The sequence below is a fragment of the Pseudomonas sp. ATCC PTA-122608 genome, from assembly GCF_001952855.1.
GTDB lineage: Bacteria > Pseudomonadota > Gammaproteobacteria > Pseudomonadales > Pseudomonadaceae > Aquipseudomonas.
In genome coordinates this window covers 113,598-132,389 of the sequence record NZ_LPNO01000046.1, presented here as the reverse complement: position 1 = coordinate 132,389, position 18,792 = coordinate 113,598, and the positions used below count along the sequence as shown (strand labels likewise).

General features: G+C 60.1%; 14 protein-coding genes. 5 read left to right on the top strand and 9 right to left on the bottom strand.

What is annotated here, in order from left to right:
* Nucleotides 1–202 precede the first annotated feature (202 nt).
* The 3 genes from mfd to AU074_RS26470 are packed head-to-tail and all read left to right on the top strand — an operon-like array spanning nt 203 to nt 6,933.
* On the top strand, nt 203–3,652 hold the full coding sequence (mfd, locus tag AU074_RS26480) for a transcription-repair coupling factor (protein ID WP_076017241.1): 3,450 nt from the start codon (nt 203–205) through the stop codon (nt 3,650–3,652).
* An 11-nt stretch (nt 3,653–3,663) separates the two neighbouring features.
* Nucleotides 3,664–4,233, top strand: coding sequence for a CsiV family protein (locus AU074_RS26475; RefSeq protein ID WP_076017240.1), 570 nt, complete (start codon nt 3,664–3,666; stop codon nt 4,231–4,233).
* A 9-nt stretch (nt 4,234–4,242) separates the two neighbouring features.
* Entirely contained in the window at nt 4,243–6,933 is a 2,691-nt protein-coding gene (locus AU074_RS26470) for a DEAD/DEAH box helicase (RefSeq protein ID WP_076017239.1), read from the top strand.
* Nucleotides 6,934–7,045: 112 nt separating this feature from the next.
* Here AU074_RS26470 and nagZ read toward each other — a convergent pair whose 3' ends face one another.
* Nucleotides 7,046–8,056 carry a beta-N-acetylhexosaminidase gene (gene nagZ / locus AU074_RS26465; protein WP_076017238.1) on the bottom strand — a complete coding sequence of 337 codons (1,011 nt, stop codon included), beginning with the start codon at nt 8,054–8,056 and terminating at the stop codon, nt 7,046–7,048.
* Nucleotides 8,057–8,226: 170 nt separating this feature from the next.
* The gene (gene psrA, locus AU074_RS26460) at nt 8,227–8,934 is read right to left on the bottom strand and encodes a transcriptional regulator PsrA (protein ID WP_003218964.1); all 708 of its coding nucleotides are present in this window, start codon (nt 8,932–8,934) and stop codon (nt 8,227–8,229) included.
* Nucleotides 8,935–9,196: 262 nt separating this feature from the next.
* Between psrA and lexA the strand changes: the two genes are divergently transcribed.
* Together lexA and sulA are read left to right on the top strand one after the other, a co-directional pair.
* Entirely contained in the window at nt 9,197–9,805 is a 609-nt protein-coding gene (gene lexA / locus AU074_RS26455) for a transcriptional repressor LexA (protein ID WP_003172575.1), read from the top strand.
* A 10-nt stretch (nt 9,806–9,815) separates the two neighbouring features.
* On the top strand, nt 9,816–10,289 hold the full coding sequence (gene sulA, locus AU074_RS26450; protein WP_010176355.1) for an SOS-induced cell division inhibitor SulA: 474 nt from the start codon (nt 9,816–9,818) through the stop codon (nt 10,287–10,289).
* Between the two features lie 111 nt (nt 10,290–10,400).
* On the opposite strand, the gene AU074_RS26445 is transcribed toward sulA, so the two are convergent.
* The 7 genes from AU074_RS26445 to AU074_RS26415 form a co-directional block, all read right to left on the bottom strand.
* Complete coding sequence (locus AU074_RS26445; RefSeq protein ID WP_003218969.1) at nt 10,401–10,634, bottom strand: hypothetical protein; 234 nt, start codon at nt 10,632–10,634, stop codon at nt 10,401–10,403.
* Nucleotides 10,635–10,742: 108 nt separating this feature from the next.
* A complete protein-coding gene (locus AU074_RS26440) occupies nt 10,743–11,264 on the bottom strand; it encodes a DUF6586 family protein (protein WP_076017237.1) in 522 nt (173 codons plus the stop codon).
* Nucleotides 11,265–11,410: 146 nt separating this feature from the next.
* Entirely contained in the window at nt 11,411–14,032 is a 2,622-nt protein-coding gene (gene topA, locus AU074_RS26435; RefSeq protein ID WP_017477200.1) for a type I DNA topoisomerase, read from the bottom strand.
* 114 nt (nt 14,033–14,146) lie between these two features.
* Nucleotides 14,147–14,383, bottom strand: a complete 237-nt coding sequence (locus tag AU074_RS26430) for a DUF1653 domain-containing protein (RefSeq protein ID WP_010176359.1) — start codon at nt 14,381–14,383, stop codon at nt 14,147–14,149.
* A gap of 96 nt (nt 14,384–14,479) precedes the next feature.
* Nucleotides 14,480–15,655 (bottom strand): acetyl-CoA C-acyltransferase FadA, encoded by a 1,176-nt coding sequence (fadA, locus tag AU074_RS26425; RefSeq protein WP_076017236.1) that lies wholly within the window; start codon nt 15,653–15,655, stop codon nt 14,480–14,482.
* A 29-nt stretch (nt 15,656–15,684) separates the two neighbouring features.
* Nucleotides 15,685–17,832, bottom strand: a complete 2,148-nt coding sequence (fadB, locus tag AU074_RS26420) for a fatty acid oxidation complex subunit alpha FadB (RefSeq protein ID WP_063032264.1) — start codon at nt 17,830–17,832, stop codon at nt 15,685–15,687.
* A gap of 452 nt (nt 17,833–18,284) precedes the next feature.
* Nucleotides 18,285–18,722 (bottom strand): hypothetical protein, encoded by a 438-nt coding sequence (locus tag AU074_RS26415; RefSeq protein ID WP_076017235.1) that lies wholly within the window; start codon nt 18,720–18,722, stop codon nt 18,285–18,287.
* Nucleotides 18,723–18,792: the final 70 nt, after the last annotated feature.

The following is an 18,792-nucleotide window of genomic DNA, read 5'->3' as shown; positions in this document are numbered from 1 at the left end:
CTGGGCCATTGTGACAAAGTGTCCGTAACCCTCCGAAACATACACCGATTTCGGCACTACATAATGAGTCAAAAGACGCCTTTGTTTGTCTTAGCCACTACATTTCCTACAAACCGTAATAGGCTCAGTCAGCAACTGACAGGCGGCACTCCGGGCCGTTACAATTACCGACTTTGTCGCAACGCTTGGAGCTCAACCTTCCGTGCCCGTTCTGCGTCTACCGCTTCTCCCTGCCGCGGCAGGTAAACAGCACTGGGGCAATCTGCCCGGTGCCGCCCTCAGCCTGGCCATCGCCGAGGCTGCCAGCGCTGCCAAGCGCTTTACCCTGCTGCTCACCGCCGACAGCCAAAGTGCCGAGCGGCTGGAACAGGAGCTGAGTTTCTTCGCCCCCGATTTGCCGGTGCTGCATTTCCCGGACTGGGAAACCCTGCCCTACGATCTGTTCTCGCCGCACCAGGACATTATTTCCCAGCGCATCGCCAGCCTGTACCGCTTGCCGGAACTGGCCCACGGCGTGCTGGTGGTGCCGATCACCACGGCACTGCATCGCCTGGCGCCCACCAAGTTCCTGCTGGGCAGCAGCCTGGTGCTGGATATCGGCCAGAAGCTCGATGTGGAGCAAATGCGCACCCGGCTTGAGGCCAGTGGCTATCGCTGCGTCGACACGGTGTACGAGCACGGCGAGTTCGCGGTGCGTGGCGCGCTGATCGACCTGTTCCCGATGGGCAGCAAACTGCCCTACCGGATCGACCTGTTCGACGACGAAATCGAAACCCTGCGTACCTTCGATCCGGAAAACCAGCGCTCCATCGACAAGGTCGACTCGGTCAAGCTGTTGCCGGCCCGGGAATTCCCGCTGCAAAAAGACGCGGTCACGCGCTTCAAGGCGCGTTTCCGCGAGCGCTTTGACGTGGACTTCCGCCGCTGCCCGATCTTCCAGGACTTGAGCAGCGGGATTACCCCCGCCGGTATCGAGTACTACCTGCCATTGTTCTTCGACGAAACCTCGACCCTCTTCGATTACCTGCCCCAGGACACCCAAGTGTTCTCGCTGCCGGGCATCGAACAGGCGGCGGAGAACTTCTGGAATGACGTGCGCAACCGTTATGAAGAACGCCGCGTCGACCCGTCCCGTCCTTTATTGCCACCGGCCGAGCTGTTCCTGCCGGTGGAAGACTGCTTCGCCCGCCTGAAAAACTGGCCGCGCGTAGTCGCCAGCCAACAGGACGTGGACGCCGGTGCCGGCCGCGAGCGCTTCCCGGCACAAGCGCTGCCGAACCTGGCAATTGAAGCCAAGGCCAGCCAGCCGCTGGAAGCGCTGTCGAATTTCCTCGGCGACTTCCCCGGCCGCGTGCTGTTTACCGCCGAGTCCGCCGGGCGCCGCGAGGTGCTGCTGGAGTTGCTGGAACGCCTGAAGCTGCGGCCGAAAACCGTCGACAGCTGGCCGGACTTTGTCGCGAGCAAGGATCGCCTGGCGATCACCATCGCGCCGCTGGACGAAGGCTTGCTGCTGGACGACCCGGCCCTGGCACTGATTGCCGAAAGCCCGCTGTTCGGTCAGCGGGTGATGCAGCGTCGCCGTCGCGAAAAACGCGCCGACGCCAACAATGATGCGGTGATCAAGAACCTTACCGAACTGCGCGAAGGCGCGCCGGTGGTGCATATCGACCATGGCGTGGGCCGCTACCTGGGCCTGCAGACCCTGGAAATCGACAACCAGGTCGCCGAATTCCTCACCATGGAATACGCCGAGGGCGCCAAGCTTTATGTGCCCGTGGCCAACCTGCACCTGATCGCCCGCTACACCGGCAGCGACGACGCCCTCGCGCCGTTGCACCGCCTCGGTTCCGAGACCTGGCAGAAAGCCAAGCGCAAGGCCGCCGAACAGGTACGCGACGTGGCCGCCGAGTTGCTCGACATCTATGCCCGCCGTGCCGCCCGCGAAGGTTATGCCTTCGCCGACCCGAAAGCCGACTACGCCACCTTCAGCGCCGGCTTCGCCTTCGAAGAAACCCCGGACCAGCAAACCACCATCGACGCCGTGCGCGCAGACATGCTGGCGCCCAAGCCGATGGACCGCCTGGTGTGCGGCGACGTGGGCTTCGGCAAGACCGAAGTGGCGATGCGCGCGGCCTTTATCGCGGTGCATGGCGGCCGGCAAGTGGCGATCCTCGTGCCGACCACCCTGCTCGCCCAGCAGCACTACAACAGCTTCCGCGACCGCTTTGCCGACTGGCCGGTGACCGTGGAAGTGATGAGCCGCTTCAAATCCGCCAAGGAAGTGAATGCGGCCATCGCCGACCTGGCGGAAGGCAGGATCGACATTGTCATCGGTACCCACAAACTGCTGTCGGATGACGTGAAGATCAAGAACCTCGGCCTGGTGATCATCGACGAAGAGCACCGCTTCGGTGTTCGTCAGAAGGAACAGCTCAAGGCCCTGCGCAGTGAAGTCGACATCCTGACCCTTACCGCCACGCCGATCCCGCGCACACTGAACATGGCAGTGTCGGGCATGCGTGACCTGTCGATCATCGCCACGCCGCCGGCGCGCCGGTTGTCGGTGCGCACCTTCGTCATGGAGCAGAACAAAAGCACGGTCAAGGAAGCCCTGCTGCGTGAGTTGCTGCGTGGCGGCCAGGTGTACTACCTGCACAACGATGTGAAAACCATCGAGAAATGCGCCGCCGACCTCGCCGAACTGGTACCGGAAGCCCGGATCGCCATCGGCCACGGGCAGATGCGCGAACGCGAACTCGAACAGGTGATGAGCGACTTCTACCACAAGCGCTTCAACGTGCTGATCGCCTCGACCATCATCGAGACCGGCATCGATGTGCCGAGCGCCAACACCATCATCATCGAGCGCGCCGACAAGTTCGGCCTGGCCCAGCTGCACCAGCTGCGCGGCCGGGTCGGGCGCAGTCACCACCAGGCGTACGCCTATTTGCTGACGCCGCCGCGCCAGCAGATCACTTCCGACGCCGAGAAGCGCCTGGAAGCGATCGCCAACACCCAGGACCTCGGCGCCGGCTTTGTGCTGGCCACCAACGACCTGGAAATCCGTGGTGCCGGTGAACTGCTGGGCGATGGCCAGAGCGGACAGATCCAGGCCGTGGGTTTCACCCTTTATATGGAAATGCTCGAACGGGCGGTAAAAGCCATCCGCAAGGGCGAGCAACCGAACCTTGACCAACCGCTGGGTGGCGGCCCGGAAATCAACCTGCGCTTGCCGGCATTGATTCCCGAAGACTACCTGCCGGATGTGCATGCGCGGCTGATCCTGTACAAACGCATCGCCTCGGCCACCGATGAAGACGGCCTCAAGGACCTGCAAGTGGAGATGATCGACCGCTTCGGCCTGCTGCCGGAACCGACCAAGAACCTGGTACGCCTGACCCTGCTCAAATTGCAGGCCGAGCAACTGGGCATCAAGAAGGTCGACGCCGGGCCGCAAGGTGGGCGTATCGAGTTCGAAGCGCAGACGCCGGTGGACCCACTGGTGCTGATCAAGCTGATTCAGGGCCAGCCCAATCGCTACAAGTTCGAAGGGGCTACGCTGTTCAAGTTCATGGTGCCGATGGAACGCGCCGAAGAACGCTTTAATACACTGGAGGCGCTGTTTGAGCGCCTCATCCCGAAATCTGCTTGAAGGACGCCCCAATGCGCCTGTTCCGCGTTTTGAGCTTGTTATTGGTGGTCGTTGCCCCTTCGGCGTTTGCCGACAGCCCGTACCTGGTGGAAATGATCCTGGTGCGCCAGAACGCCGAGCCGGTGATCAATAGCCGCGCGGCGCCGGAAGACTGGGACGCGGGGGCACCTCGCCTGCCGGCCGACAAAATGAGCCCGCCGCGGCTGGGCAACATCGTCGACAAGCTCAGCGCCGACAATAATTACACCGTGTTGCTGCACCGGGCCTGGGATCAGAACCTCGGTGAACAACCGGTGAAGCTGGCCATCAGCGACGGCCAGGAACAGTTCGGTCAGTTTCCCATCGAAGGCACCCTGAGCCTGCAGCTCGGGCGCTTTACCGATATCGACGCCGACTTCTGGGTCAACCAGTTCGACGCCAACGGCAGCGTCATTGCCAGCGAACACCTCAGCCAGCAAGACGTGCGCACCAAGAACAACCAGCTCAACTACCTGGACGGCGGCCACCTCGCCCTGCTGATCAAGATCACTTCGCTGACCGCCAAGCCGCCCAGCGCACCACCGCCCGATGTCCAGGACTGATCCAGCACCATGCCCCTGACGTCGTCGTTGACCAAACCCCTGGCCCCTTCGTGGGCCAATCGCTTTAAAGAGCAAAGCCTTGAGCGCGGCCGACGCTACGCCCTGGAAAACCGTGTGCGTATCGTCGAGTCCGGCGACAGCACCATCATTGCCAGCTGCGAAGGCTCGGGAGGCAACGTCTACCGCCAGACCATTTCGCTGCGCGAGTCTGCCAAGGGCACGCTGATCCTGGTGGATAGCCGCTGCACCTGCCCCGTGCACACCAACTGCAAACACATCGCAGCGGTGCTGCTCAAGGTCCAGGAAACCCTGGCCTACCCGGCGGCGGCCCAGGATGCGGAGTTGCTGGAGAAGCTCCAGGCGGTGCTGGATAACCGCGTGGTGCTGCCGCAAGTGGTGATGGAAGACGTGCAGCCGGTGCCACGCTTGTGGCTGGCGAGTATCGAGTTCAGCGCCTTCGAGCCGCGCAACGGCAAGATGCAGCGTTATATCCAGCACCGTGCAGCGTTGTCCTTCAACTATTTGGGCAACTACGTCAGCGGCCAGAAGAACGCCGACATTATCGTGCGCCAGGAACAGCAGAGCCTGCGGATCAAGCGCCACCCCGAGATTGAGCAGCAGTTTCGCGAACAACTGCGCCTGCTGGGCTTCAAGATCGCCACCCGCCAGAGCAAGGCCCTGCCGGAAAGCGCCGGCGAGCTGTTCGAGATGGTCAATGACAGCGCGTGGCTGAACTTCACGTTGAATGCATCGCCGACCCTGCGCGCCCAGGGTTGGGAATTGCAGATCGACGAAGATTTCGGTTTTGACCTGAGTGCCGTAGACGACTGGTATGCCAGCGTCGACGAAGTGCCGGAGCGTGACTGGTTCGACCTGGAGCTGGGGATCATCGTCAACGGCGAACGCCTGAGTTTGCTGCCGATCCTGCTGAACCTGATGCGCTCCCACACCGAGATCCTCAACCCGGAAAAACTCGCTCGGCGCCGCGATGACGAACTGATCCTGGTGAACATTCCCGGCCTGCCCAACGGCCACGGCCCGCTGCAAGTGGCGCTGCCTTACGGGCGGCTGAAACCGGTGCTGGCGACCTTGGGCGAGTTCTACCTGCAAGAGCCCGGTACCACTGCGCTGCGCCTGGCCAAGGCCGACGCCATTCGCCTGAACCCGCTGGAAGACTTGCCGCTGCAATGGGAAGGCGGCGAAAAGATCCGCAACTTCGCCCAGCGTCTGCGGGACATCAAGGATTTCAGCTGCGATGCGCCTGAAGGCTTGAACGCGACGTTACGTCCTTACCAACTGGAAGGCCTGAGCTGGATGCAGTCGCTGCGCCAGCTCGACGTCGGCGGGATTCTTGCGGACGACATGGGCCTGGGCAAAACCCTGCAAACCCTGGCGCATATTCTCAGCGAGAAAATCGCCGGGCGCCTTGACCGGCCGTGCATGGTGGTGATGCCCACGAGCCTGATCCCGAACTGGCTCGACGAAGCGGCGCACTTCACGCCGCAGCTCAAAGTATTGGCGTTGTACGGTGCCGGGCGTAAGAAACATTTCGCTCAATTGCAGGACTACGACCTGCTGCTGACCACCTACGCCCTGCTGCCCAAGGACATCGAGCAACTGGCCGCCCTGCCCTTGCACGTGTTGATCCTCGACGAAGCGCAGTACATCAAGAACCCCAACAGCAAGGCCGCCCAAGCTGCCCGCGAGCTGAACGCCCGCCAGCGCCTGTGCCTCAGCGGTACACCGCTGGAAAACCACTTGGGCGAGCTGTGGTCGCTGTTCCACTTCCTGCTGCCGGGTTGGCTGGGGGATGTGAAAAGCTTCAACCGCGATTACCGCGTGCCAATCGAAAAACGCGGCAGCGATGTGCGATTGCAGCACCTTAATGGTCGGATCAAGCCGTTCCTGCTGCGCCGTACCAAGGAGCAGGTGGCGACGGAGTTGCCGCCCAAGACCGAGATCATTCATTGGGTCGACCTCAACGAAGCCCAGCGCGACGTGTACGAGACCATGCGCCTGGCGATGGACAAGAAAGTTCGCGACGAGATCACCCGCAAGGGCGTGGCCCGTAGCCAGATCATCATCCTGGAAGCGCTGCTCAAGTTGCGTCAGGTGTGCTGTGACTTGCGCCTGGTCAATGATGCGACATTGCCGGCGAAAGGCAGCAGCTCGGGCAAGCTCGACAGCTTGATGGAGATGCTCGAAGAGCTGTTTGCCGAAGGCCGCAGAATCCTGCTGTTTTCCCAGTTCACTTCGATGCTGAGTCTGATCGAAGCCGAACTGAAGAAGCGTGGCGTTGCCTATGCGCTGTTGACCGGGCAAACCCGGGATCGCCGCACGCCGGTGAAGGATTTCCAGAGCGGCAAGCTGCAGATCTTTCTGATCAGCCTGAAGGCCGGTGGCGTCGGGCTTAACCTGACGGAAGCAGACACGGTGATTCACTACGACCCGTGGTGGAACCCGGCGACGGAAAACCAGGCGACCGACCGTGCGTATCGTATTGGCCAGGAGAAGCCGGTGTTCGTCTACAAGATGATTGCCCGAGGCACCGTGGAAGAGAAAATCCAGCATTTGCAGAAGGAAAAGTCTGATCTGGCGGCGGGCGTTCTGGATGGGCGGACGACGGGGGATTGGAAGCTGGGGAATGAGGATATTGAGGCGTTGTTTGCGCCGTTGCCGCACAAGCAGGAAAAGCGCTGACTGTTAGATCGCCTTCGCGAGCAAGCCCGCTCCCACATTCGATCGCATTTCCTCAGTGGATACGCGGTCAAATGTGGGAGCGGGCTTGCTCGCGAAGGGCGCACCGCAGTTGTCAGTCGATCAACTGAGCATCTCGCAGCGCACCAAGCGCTGCCAGCCAACGCGGATCCTGCTTGTACTCGGTCGAAGCCACAGCTTGGCCCCGCATCCGCGCGATACGCGCCGATGGCGTGACCTTCATGCGCTGGGCAGCACTCAGGGCCAGCTCGGCGGCAGCGCGATCGTTGCACACCAGGCCCATGTCGCAGCCCGCAGTCAGCGCCGCCTCGATACGGCTAGCAGCATCACCGACCACATGGGCGCCAGCCATCGACAGGTCATCACTGAAAATTACCCCGTCGAACTGCAACTCACCGCGCAGAATGTCCTGCAACCAGCGCCGGGAGAAGCCGGCCGGTTGCGCGTCGACCTGTGGATAAATCACGTGGGCCGGCATGACGGCCGCCAACTGCTTGCTCAGGCGCGCGAAAGGCACCAGGTCATTGGCGCGAATCTGTTCCAGGCTGCGTTCATCATTGGGAATTGCGACGTGGGAATCGGCTTCAGCCCAGCCGTGGCCGGGGAAGTGTTTTCCGGTGGCCGCCATGCCGGCGCTGTTCATCCCACGGATAAAGGCACCGGCAAGCACGGCAGCGCGCTCGGGGTCGCCTTCAAATGCGCGCGTGCCTACGACTGCGCTGCGCTGGTAATCGAGGTCCAGCACCGGGGCGAAGCTCAGGTCCAGGCCGACTGCCAACACTTCTGTCGCCATGACCCAACCGCACTGCTCGGCCAGTTGCTCGGCATTCGGATTGTCGGCCAAGGCGCGCATCGCCGGCAGGCGGACAAAGCCCTGGCGCAAGCGCTGCACGCGTCCGCCTTCCTGATCGACCGCCAGCAGCAGGTCCGGGCGCACGGCGCGAATCGCGGCGCTCAACTCACGCACTTGGCGCGGGTGCTCGATATTGCGTGCAAAAATGATCAGGCCGCCCACTTCGGGCTGGCGCAACAAGTGGCGATCTTCAGCCGTCAGCCAGGTACCGGCGACGTCCACCATCAAAGAGCCTTGCAGGGCTTGGGTCATAAAGCTTCCTTAAATAACGCGCGCAGCCCGGAGCCCTCGCGAGATCGCATCGCCAGGATTGAATCTGGAAACGGACGCTCAGCGGGAGCAACGGGCTGTGGGTAAATAGCTGAAATCGGCATGGGCGGCTAGCTTAGCGGATGCAAGCGGCCGCGCACACCCGGACGGGGTTAAACCTTGGCCGGGACCGGTACCGACTTGCTGCGGGGACGCAACTGGGCGGCGGCCATGGCCTGGTCGGTAACGCCGGTTTCGGCACGCATGCCGGCGGCGAGAAACGGCACCATCAGGCGCATCACCTGCTCGATGGAGGTGTTGACGCCAAAGTCGGTCTCGGCAATCGCACGCAGGGCCTTGATCCCGGACATGCTGAACGCTGCAGCACCGAGCATGAAGTGCACGCGCCAGAACAGCTCGATCGGCGGAATACGCGGTGCGGCTTCGTTGACCAGCAACATATAGCGGCGGAATACCTTGCCGTACATGTCTTCCAGGTAGCGACGCAGGTGGCCCTGGCTCTGGCTGAATGCCAGGCCCAACAGGCGCATGAAGATCGACAGGTCGTTACCGCTGCGAGGCTGGACCACTAAGGCTTGCTCGACGAGGATTTCCAGCAGGTCTTCCAGGCTTGGCTTGTTTTCAGGCTTCGCCTGGCGACGTTCCAGCTCACGGTCGAGACTGATGCAGAAAGGCCCCAGGAAACGTGAGAACACGGCCTGGATCAGCGCTTTCTTGGAGCCGAAATGGTAGTTCACTGCTGCCAGGTTGACCCCGGCCTTGCTGGTGATCAGCCGCAATGAGGTTTCAGCAAATCCTTTTTCCGCGAACAACTGCTCGGCAGCATCGAGAATGCGTTCAACGGTTTCCGACTGGGCCATGGCTACTCCGCCTGACAAACACTTGTTTGAAACATACGTTTCAAGCTATGTCTTGTCAAGCCTGCAGGTCGGTTTGCGGCTGGTCGGTCACCGATTTCATGGCCATTTAATCACATTCGCCAACGTCTGTAGGCGGCGCTGTTTTAACCCTGTAGGACGGATGACAAACGACCGTCCAGCGGAGTGACTGAAAACGGTGATTGCCAAGCGCAGTCCACTGTATATAATCCCAGTCACTGTATAAAAAGACAGAGCGATCAACATGCTAAAACTGACGCCACGCCAAGCTGAGATTCTGGCTTTTATCAAGCGCTGCCTCGATGACAACGGCTACCCGCCGACCCGGGCAGAAATTGCGCTGGAGCTGGGATTCAAGTCGCCCAACGCCGCTGAAGAACACCTCAAGGCCCTCGCCCGCAAAGGCGCGATCGAAATGACGCCGGGTGCCTCACGAGGCATTCGTATCCCTGGCTTCGAAGCCAAGGCCGACGAGTCGACACTGCCGATTATTGGCCGGGTCGCAGCCGGTGCGCCGATCCTGGCGCAACAGCACGTCGAGGAATCCTGCAACATCAACCCGACGTTCTTCCATCCCCGTGCCGACTACCTGCTGCGAGTCCATGGCATGAGCATGAAGGACGTGGGTATTTTCGACGGCGACCTGCTGGCCGTCCACACCACACGTGAAGCCCGCAATGGCCAGATCGTCGTCGCCCGTATTGGCGATGAAGTGACGGTCAAACGCTTCAAGCGCGAAGGCAGCAAGGTCTGGCTACTGGCCGAGAACCCTGAGTTTGCGCCGATTGAAGTGAACCTGAAGGATCAGGACCTGGTGATTGAAGGCTTGAGCGTCGGCGTTATTCGCCGCTAACGGAGGCATCATGCAGTTCCTACAGACCCCACAACACACTCAGCTGTCGCTGTTTGAGGCCTTTATGGCCCAGCCCCTTGCGCCCATCCTCAAGGAAACGGTCGAAGCGCCCTGGAGCGCCGAACCCGAGGCGTTCAGTGAACTGTCGTTGCGCGGTGCTGCCGGGAGCTGCCTGAGCCTGCTGGCGCCGATCCTTCGCGAATTGAGCGAAGAGCAGGACGCACGCTGGCTGACGCTGATCGCCCCGCCGTCCAGCCTGACCCAGGCCTGGCTGCGGGATGCAGGCCTGAACCGCGAGCGCATCCTGTTGCTGCAACCCCGAGGTGCCCAAAGTGCGCAGCAGTTGACCTGCGAAGCCTTGCGCCTGGGTCGTAGCCATACGGTGGTCAGTTGGCTGAACCCGCTGACGACAGCGGCCAGGCAACAGCTGGTCAGCGCCGCACGTACGGGCGATGCACAGAGCTTGAACATTCGGTTGGGATAAAACGATGCGCGGATAACTGACGTCTGTCAGGGTCCGCCATGACGCGAGGCTTCTTCAGGATTGAGAAGCCGATCTTCACGATTCAATCTTACAAAAAACCGACAAACGGACTCAGTGAAGAATCCGTGGGCCGTCTTCCTTCTCCGGCTCGCCTTCAGCCAGGCGCCCTGCCATCTGCACACCTACGCTCAACATGGCTTTTGCCACTTCCACGTGCTGGCCTTGCAGGAATGCTTTTGCGTCTTCGGAAAAATCCAAAATAACCAGAGAACCCTCGTCCTCGGCCCGGCGCAACTCGATTCGGCCGTCGGGCAATTCAACAATTTCCAGAAAGGACGTTGGCATAAAAGTCTGTTCTCCACGAAAGGCCGGCATTATATCAGTCATCAGCGCGGCCTCGCTCAGGATCTGGACAGCTTTCTTTACGGCTTGATGAATGGTGCCCAACTTAACTCAGCACTCGTTCAATCCATCTCGAAACCGAACGGCCAGTTTCTTCAACTCCTGCCTCCAGCTTTCCAGCTCCTCTCGGCTTAATGGCTCAGGCCCTTCTTCGTCCAGGCTCACGGCTACGATCAGCGGCTGGGTCACATCGCCTTTGGGGGTGTGTTTCACCCGTGGCGGCTGAAACATATCGGCGTGGGCTACCAGCAATCGGGCCAGCCAGCTGTCCGGGCTCTGCGCCATTTCCACCAACTCGGCCAACTCCGGGATGGCCATGGTCTCCAGCACGTCACGGTTGATGATCATCTCTGCACGCGGTGAACCGGCCTGAGGCAGGCGATAGAACCCGGCAATCTCATGGCACAGGCCAAGCAAGGCGCCATACAGGTGGAACAGCGCCGCTTCACGCCCGGCCTGTACCAGCGCGATAGCGTTCATCTCCTTTCCTTCCTCGGCGCGGCCGAGGGCTTCCAGGGACAAACCCGCGAAGTAAATTTTCTGGTTGGTACGGGTATAGAGTTCGTTGGCCATGAAGGCAGTCTCCACAACGAAAAGGCGTAATGCTGACGGTGTAGGAGCGAGCTTGCTCGCGAAAAACCTGAGCATACCACTGGGTGCCAGGCTTCCCGCGTTATCGTTAACGACCTTCGCGAGCAAGCTCGCTCCTACAATCCGTATCAAGCGCCCTGGCGCTTGTCCTCGACCTTCCACTTGCCGCCGTCGTAGAACGCTTTCCAGCCGGTAGGCTTGCCTTCCACTTCGGTCTGCACGTACTGCTCCTTGGTCTTGCGGCTGTAGCGGATCACGGACGGACGACCGTCCGGGTCCTTCTTCGGCGCTTCGCAAAGGAAGTGGTACTTAGGATCGATCTCGTCCTTGTGAGGCACGATCTCGATCACCAGCGGAGCACGGGTCTCGCGGTTTTTCGGGAACTGACTGGCAGCCAGGAACAGCCCCGAAGCGCCATCACGCAGGATGTAGGTGTCGTTGACCTTCTCGCACTTGAGTTCAGGCATCTTCACCGGGTCCATCTTCGGCGGCGCCGCGTCACCGCTTTTCAGCAGTTTGCGGGTGTTCTTGCACGTCGGGTTGGTGCAACCGAAGAACTTACCGAAACGGCCAGTCTTGAGCTGCATCTCGCTGCCGCACTTGTCGCATTCCAGGCTCGGACCTTCGTAGCCCTTGATGCGGTAAGTGCCTTCTTCGATCTCATAGCCGTTACAATCCGGGTTGTTACCGCAGATGTGCAGCTTGTGCTTCTCGTCCAGCAGGTAGGCGTCCATCGCCGTGCTGCAGATCGGGCAACGGTGCTTGCCACGCAGTACCAGCGACTCGGACTCACCCTCGTCATCGGCCGCGATTTCATCGCCCGGCACCAGGTTGACGGTGGCCTTGCAGCGCTCTTTCGGCGGCAGGCTGTAACCCGAGCAACCGAGGAACACACCGGTGGATGCCGTACGAATCTGCATCGGGCGACCGCAGGTGAGGCACGGAATATCCGTCATCACCGGCTGGTTGGCACGCATGCCGTTCTCGGCGCTTTCAGCTACTTCGAGTTTCTTCTTGAAGTCGCCGTAGAACTCGTCGAGCACGTTTTTCCAGTCGCGTTCGCCCTGGGCCACGTCATCGAGGTTCTCTTCCATGCCGGCGGTGAAGCCGTAGTCCATCAGGTTGGAGAAGCTCTCGGACAGGCGCTCGGTGACGATGTCGCCCATCTTTTCCGAGTAGAAACGACGGTTGTGCAAGGCAACGTAGCCGCGGTCCTGGATGGTGGAAATAATCGCCGCATAGGTCGAAGGACGACCGATACCGCGTTTTTCCATCTCCTTGACCAGGCTTGCTTCCGAATAACGCGCCGGCGGCTTGGTGAAGTGCTGGGACGGGTCGAGCTTGATCAGCTTCAACACATCGCCCTGGGCCATGTCCGGCAGCACGTCATCGTCGCCCGGCTTGGCGATTTGCGGCATCACGCGGGTGTAACCGTCGAACTTGAGGATACGGCCCTTGGCACGCAGCTCGAAGTCACCAGCACCCACGCTGACAGTAGTAGACAGGTATTGCGCCGGCAGCATCTGGCAGGCCAGGAACTGGCGCCAGATCAGCTCGTAGAGGCGCTCAGCGTCCCGCTCCATGCCGCTCAGCTTGCTTGGCTCGGTGTTGGCGTCGGAGGGACGAATCGCTTCGTGAGCCTCTTGTGCGCCTTCCTTGCTGCTATAGACGTTCGGCTTCTCTGGCAGGTACTTCTTGCCGAACTCGCTTTCAATATAAGTGCGCGCCATTGCCACCGCGTCTTGCGACAGGTTGGTGGAGTCGGTACGCATATATGTGATGTAGCCCGCTTCATACAGACGCTGGGCCATCATCATGGTCTTCTTCACCCCGAAGCCCAGGCGGTTGCTCGCAGCCTGTTGCAGGGTGGAAGTGATGAACGGCGCCGACGGCTTGCTGCTGGTGGGCTTGTCTTCACGCTTGACGATGCTGTAGCTGGAAGCCTTGAGCTTCTCCAGCGCGGCCATGGCCTGGGCTTCGTTGAGCGGCTTGAAGGCCTCGCCTTTCTCGCGGGCCACTTCAAAGCGCACGTTGTTGCCCTTGGCGGTGCCCAGGTCAGCGTGCACTTCCCAGTATTCTTCGGGGTTGAACGCACGAATCTCGCGCTCACGCTCCACCACCAGCTTTACCGCCACCGACTGCACACGGCCGGCGGACAGGCCTCGGGCGATCTTCGCCCACAGCAGCGGCGAAACCATGTAACCCACGACGCGGTCGAGGAAGCGGCGGGCCTGCTGGGCATTGACGCGGTCAATGTCCAGTTCGCCCGGCTTGGAGAAGGCTTCCTGGATCGCCTTCTTGGTAATTTCGTTGAACACCACGCGCTTGTAGCGGCTGTCGTCACCACCGATGGCTTCCCGCAGGTGCCAGGCAATAGCCTCCCCTTCGCGGTCCAAGTCGGTTGCGAGATAGATGGTGTCAGCATCTTTGGCGAGCCGGCGCAGCTCTTCGATGACCTTTTCCTTGCCCGGGAGGATCTCGTACTTGGCTTTCCAGCCATGATCGGGATCGACACCCATGCGCGAGACGAGCTGCTTGCGCGCTTTCTCTTTAGGCGTGAGCACCGGACCTTCGCCCGCAGCCGCCTTGCCGCGTTTGGCGGCAGGCTCCTTGCTGGCGCTAGCCGAACCGCTGGTGGGCAGGTCTCGGATATGGCCGATACTCGACTTCACCACGTACTCGTTACCCAAGTACTTGTTGATGGTCTTGGCCTTAGCCGGGGATTCCACAATGACCAGCGATTTGCCCATGGATCGGAAAATTCCTGAATTCGAGAAGTGAAAGGCGGTTGGCGCCTGACGCGGCAACGCTATATATAGTGGCAACAAGGTGAGGTCAAGCGCAGCATTCTGCGCGGCCTGCCTTTATTGCGCGGAAAAAAGGCTGGGTTCGACCTGGATCAAAGCAAAGCGCGGGACCTGTTCGCCGTCAACTTCGACGGTCTCCAGGAACATGCTCAAGGGACGCACCCAAAAGCCGTAATCGCCATACAGTGCTTGGTAAAACACCACTTCCTCTTCGGTCTCGGAATGCCGCGCCACATTAAAAACGCGGTACTGCGGACCTTTATAATGCTGGTAGAGCCCTGGTTCGACTTTCATGCTCTGCCCTCTTACAAAATTTGTTAAAAAAAAATATAAAAAATTCCAAAAAACAAAAACCGGGGCACTGGGCCCCGGCTTCCGTCAGCGAAACGTTTAGATACGTTCGAAGACGGTGGAGATGCCTTGGCCGAGGCCAATGCACATGGTCGCAACCCCAAGGTTGCCGCCATTTTGCTTCATCACGTTAAGCAACGTGCCGGAGATACGAGCACCGGAACACCCAAACGGGTGACCCAAGGCAATCGCGCCGCCGTGCAGGTTAACCTTCTCGTTCATCTTGTCGAGCACTTTCAAATCTTTCAGCACTGGCAGGGCCTGTGCGGCGAAAGCTTCGTTGAGCTCGAAGAAGTCGATGTCGGAGATGCTCAGGCCTGCGCGCTTCAATGCTTTTTGTGTGGCCGGTACTGGACCATAGCCCATGATTGCCGGGTCCACACCTGCGACTGCCATCGAACGAATCACCGCCATCGGCTGGATACCCAGGTCCTGGGCACGCTGGGCCGACATCACGATCATGCACGAAGCACCGTCGGTGATCTGCGACGAAGTACCGGCTGTCACGGTGCCGCCCTTTGGATTGAAAGCAGGCTTCAAGGCCGCCAGGCTTTCCAGGGTGGTGTCCGGACGAATGGTTTCGTCGTAGTCGAACAGTTTCAGGAAACCGTTCTCGTCGTAGCCGTTCATCGGGATGATTTCATCCTTGAACTTGCCTTCCAGGGTCGCCTTGTGGGCGAGCTGGTGGGAACGCAGGCCGAATGCGTCCTGGGCTTCGCGGGTAATGCCGTGCATTTTGCCGAGCATTTCTGCGGTCAGTCCCATCATGCCCGAGGCTTTCGCCGCGTACAGGGACATGTGCGGGTTCGGATCGACACCGTGCATCATGCTGACGTGGCCCATGTGCTCCACGCCGCCGACCACGAACACATCACCGTTACCGGTCATGATCGCTTGGGCAGCGGTGTGCAGCGCGCTCATGGACGAGCCACACAGGCGGCTGACGGTCTGGCCGGCAGCGGTGTGCGGGATCTGCGTCATCAAGGAGGCCATGCGGGCGATGTTCCAGCCCTGCTCCAGGGTCTGGTTGACGCAGCCCCAGATCACGTCTTCGACTTCGTTCGGGTCGACCTTGACGTTGCGTTCCAGCAATTTGCTGATCAGGTGCGCCGACATGTCTTCAGCGCGGGTGTTGCGGTGCATGCCGCCCTTGGAGCGGCCCATCGGAGTACGACCGAAGTCGACAATCACGACGTCTCTTGGATTCAAGCTCATAAATATTCTCGCTCTAGTCGTCTGGGCACTTAACCGAAGAAGCTCTGGCCGTTCTTGGCCATCTCACGCAGCTTCGCGGTCGGGTGGTACAGCGGGCCCAGATCAGCGTATTGATCAGCCAGGGCAACGAACTCGGCCACACCGATGGAATCGATGTAACGCAGCGCACCACCACGGAATGGAGGGAAACCAATACCGTAGACCAGGCCCATGTCGGCCTCGGCTGCGGTTTCAACGATGCCGTCTTCCAGGCAGCGCACGGTTTCCAGGCACAGGGCGATCATCATCCAGTTGACGATGTCCTCGTCGGACACTTCACGCTGTTCGTAGATGACCGGCGCGAGTACTTCGTGAACCGACGGGTCGGCCACTTTCTTCTGCTTGCCCTTCTTGTCGGTCTCGTAAGCGTAGAAACCCTTGCCATTCTTCTGGCCCAGGCGCTTGGCTTCGTAGAGCGCGTCGATCGCCGAGCGGCGGTCGTCTTTCATGCGGTCCGGGAAGCCTTCAGCCATCACGTCACGACCGTGGTGGCCGGTGTCGATGCCGACCACGTCCATCAGGTACGCCGGGCCCATTGGCCAGCCGAATTTTTCCATGACTTTGTCGATGCGCACGAAATCCACACCGGCGCTGACCAGCTTGGCGAAACCGCCGAAGTATGGGAACAGCACGCGGTTGACCAGGAAACCCGGGCAGTCGTTGACGACGATCGGGTTCTTGCCCATTTTCTTGGCGTAGGCAACGGTGGTGGCAACGGCCAACTCGCTGGACTTCTCGCCACGGATCACTTCCACCAGCGGCATCATGTGCACCGGGTTGAAGAAGTGCATGCCGACGAAGTTTTCCGGACGCTTGAGGGCCTTGGCCAGCAAGGTGATGGAAATGGTCGAGGTGTTGGAAGCCAGGATGGTGTCTTCTTTAACCTGGGCTTCAACTTCAGCCAGTACCGCCTGCTTGACCTTCGGGTTCTCGACAACCGCTTCGACCACCAGGTCGACGTGGCCGAAATCGCCGTAGGACAGCGTAGGACGAATGCCGTTAAGCACTTCAGCCATTTTCGCTGCAGTCATGCGGCCTTTATCCACGCGACCCACCAGCAGTTTCGCGGCCTCTGCCAGACCCTGCTCGATACCGTGCTCGTTGATGTCTTTCATCAGGATCGGCGTGCCTTTGGACGCCGACTGATAGGCGATACCGCCGCCCATGATACCGGCGCCGAGTACGGCAGCCTGCTTCACATCGCGGGCGATTTCGTCGTAGGCCTTGGCCTTTTTCTTCAGTTCCTGGTCGTTCAGGAACAGACCGATCAAGCTCTGCGCCGCAGAGGTCTTGGCCAGTTTGACGAAACCAGCGGCTTCGATTTCCAGGGCCTTGTCGCGACCGAAGTTCGCGGCCTTCTGGATGGTCTTGATCGCTTCAACCGGCGCCGGGTAGTTCGGGCCGGCCTGGCCTGCCACGAAACCTTTGGCGGTTTCGAACGACATCATCTGTTCGATGGCGTTGAGCTTGAGTTTTTCGAGCTTTGGCTGACGCTTGGCCTTGTAGTCAAATTCGCCGCTGATGGCGCCTTTGATCAGGTTCAATGCGGCTTCTGCCAGCTTGTCGGGAGCCACCACAGCATCCACGGCGCCGACTTTCAGCGCGTCTTCAGCACGGTTTTCCTTGCCGGCGGCAATCCACTCGATGGCGTTGTCGGCACCGATGATGCGCGGCAGGCGCACGGTACCGCCGAAGCCTGGGTAGATGCCCAGTTTCACTTCCGGCAGGCCGATTTTCGCGGTGGCAGACATCACGCGGAAGTCGGCGGCCAGGCACATTTCCAGACCGCCGCCCAAGGCGATGCCATTGATCGCGGCAACGGTCGGCACGTTGAGGTCTTCGAAATCGCTGAAAATCTTGTTGGCTTCGAGGTTGCCAGCCACAAGCTCGGCATCGGGCAGCTTGAAGTTGTCGACGAATTCGGTGATGTCAGCGCCGACGATGAACACGTCCTTGCCGCTGGAGACGATCACGCCCTTGACCGATGCATCTGCTTTGATGGTGTCTACGGCCTGACGCAATTCATTCAGGGTTAGACGGTTGAACTTGTTGACGGACTCACCCTTGAGGTCGAATTTCAATTCGACGATGCCACTTTCAAGAGCCTTAACCGTGATGGCTTTACCTTCGTAAATCATCAACTGATCTCCACGATATGGAAGCTGAACAGTACACGTCGGACGCAGGATTCAGCGTAGACACTGACGTTACCGTCGATGCTAACGCCAATTTGCCAGGCACACCCGCCAACGCGATAGTCGGGATTCTGTACGAACGGTCTGAAAGACAAACGCTCAATTCATACGCCCGTTTGATTTGGGTACGTCACCTTCAGCCAAATCCGAAGAATTGTCAATCGCTCGAAAGGGCCGGAAAAACGCGACTTTTCAGTCATTTCAGAACCCGAGGCAGCCGGCATCGCCCCGCCAATGTTTAATCATTCGCGAAATCAATAATGTGAATTTTGATTTAAAGGGCTGTACAGAACCGAATATGCGGCTAGGCTAGCGGCACGTAAAACGAATTACCGGCCTGCCTGGCCAACTCCAGCCCGATGATACTTTCGGGCTTTTTAATGCCTGCAGGAATCTCAAGCCAGCGCTTTGAGCACCGCGTCAATGTCCTGCAACACACTCAACTCGCCCTTCTCGCCCCAGTACAGGGTGATCATTTGCTTGTCCGCTTCGACTTTGTAGACGTTCGCAGGCAGCGTCGCAAAATGCGGCAACAACTTTTCATCAACGCAGGTTTCCTGCCACTGATTGACCCAAATCCCCGGTTCCAACTGCCAATAACTCCAGGTCACCCGCTTGGTACCGCGTCGTGGCCGGTGATACTGCGCACACGGGCTGGGCGGCTCGTGCTTGAGCCAGTGCGGCCATTCCTGAGGTGTCAGTTGCATGGTCAAACCGATGCGCCGTGCCTCCATGCGTAACGCCATGCGCCCACTCGAATGGCGCGAAGGACGCAACCACGCCAGAGGGCTCAAAACGAGCGCAAGGATTGACACCACTATCCAGACCGTCATATGTGTACTCCCGAATTTCTTGATGAGCGGATTTGACCCGACGCAACCCCATCCGCTTGAAACCAGCCAT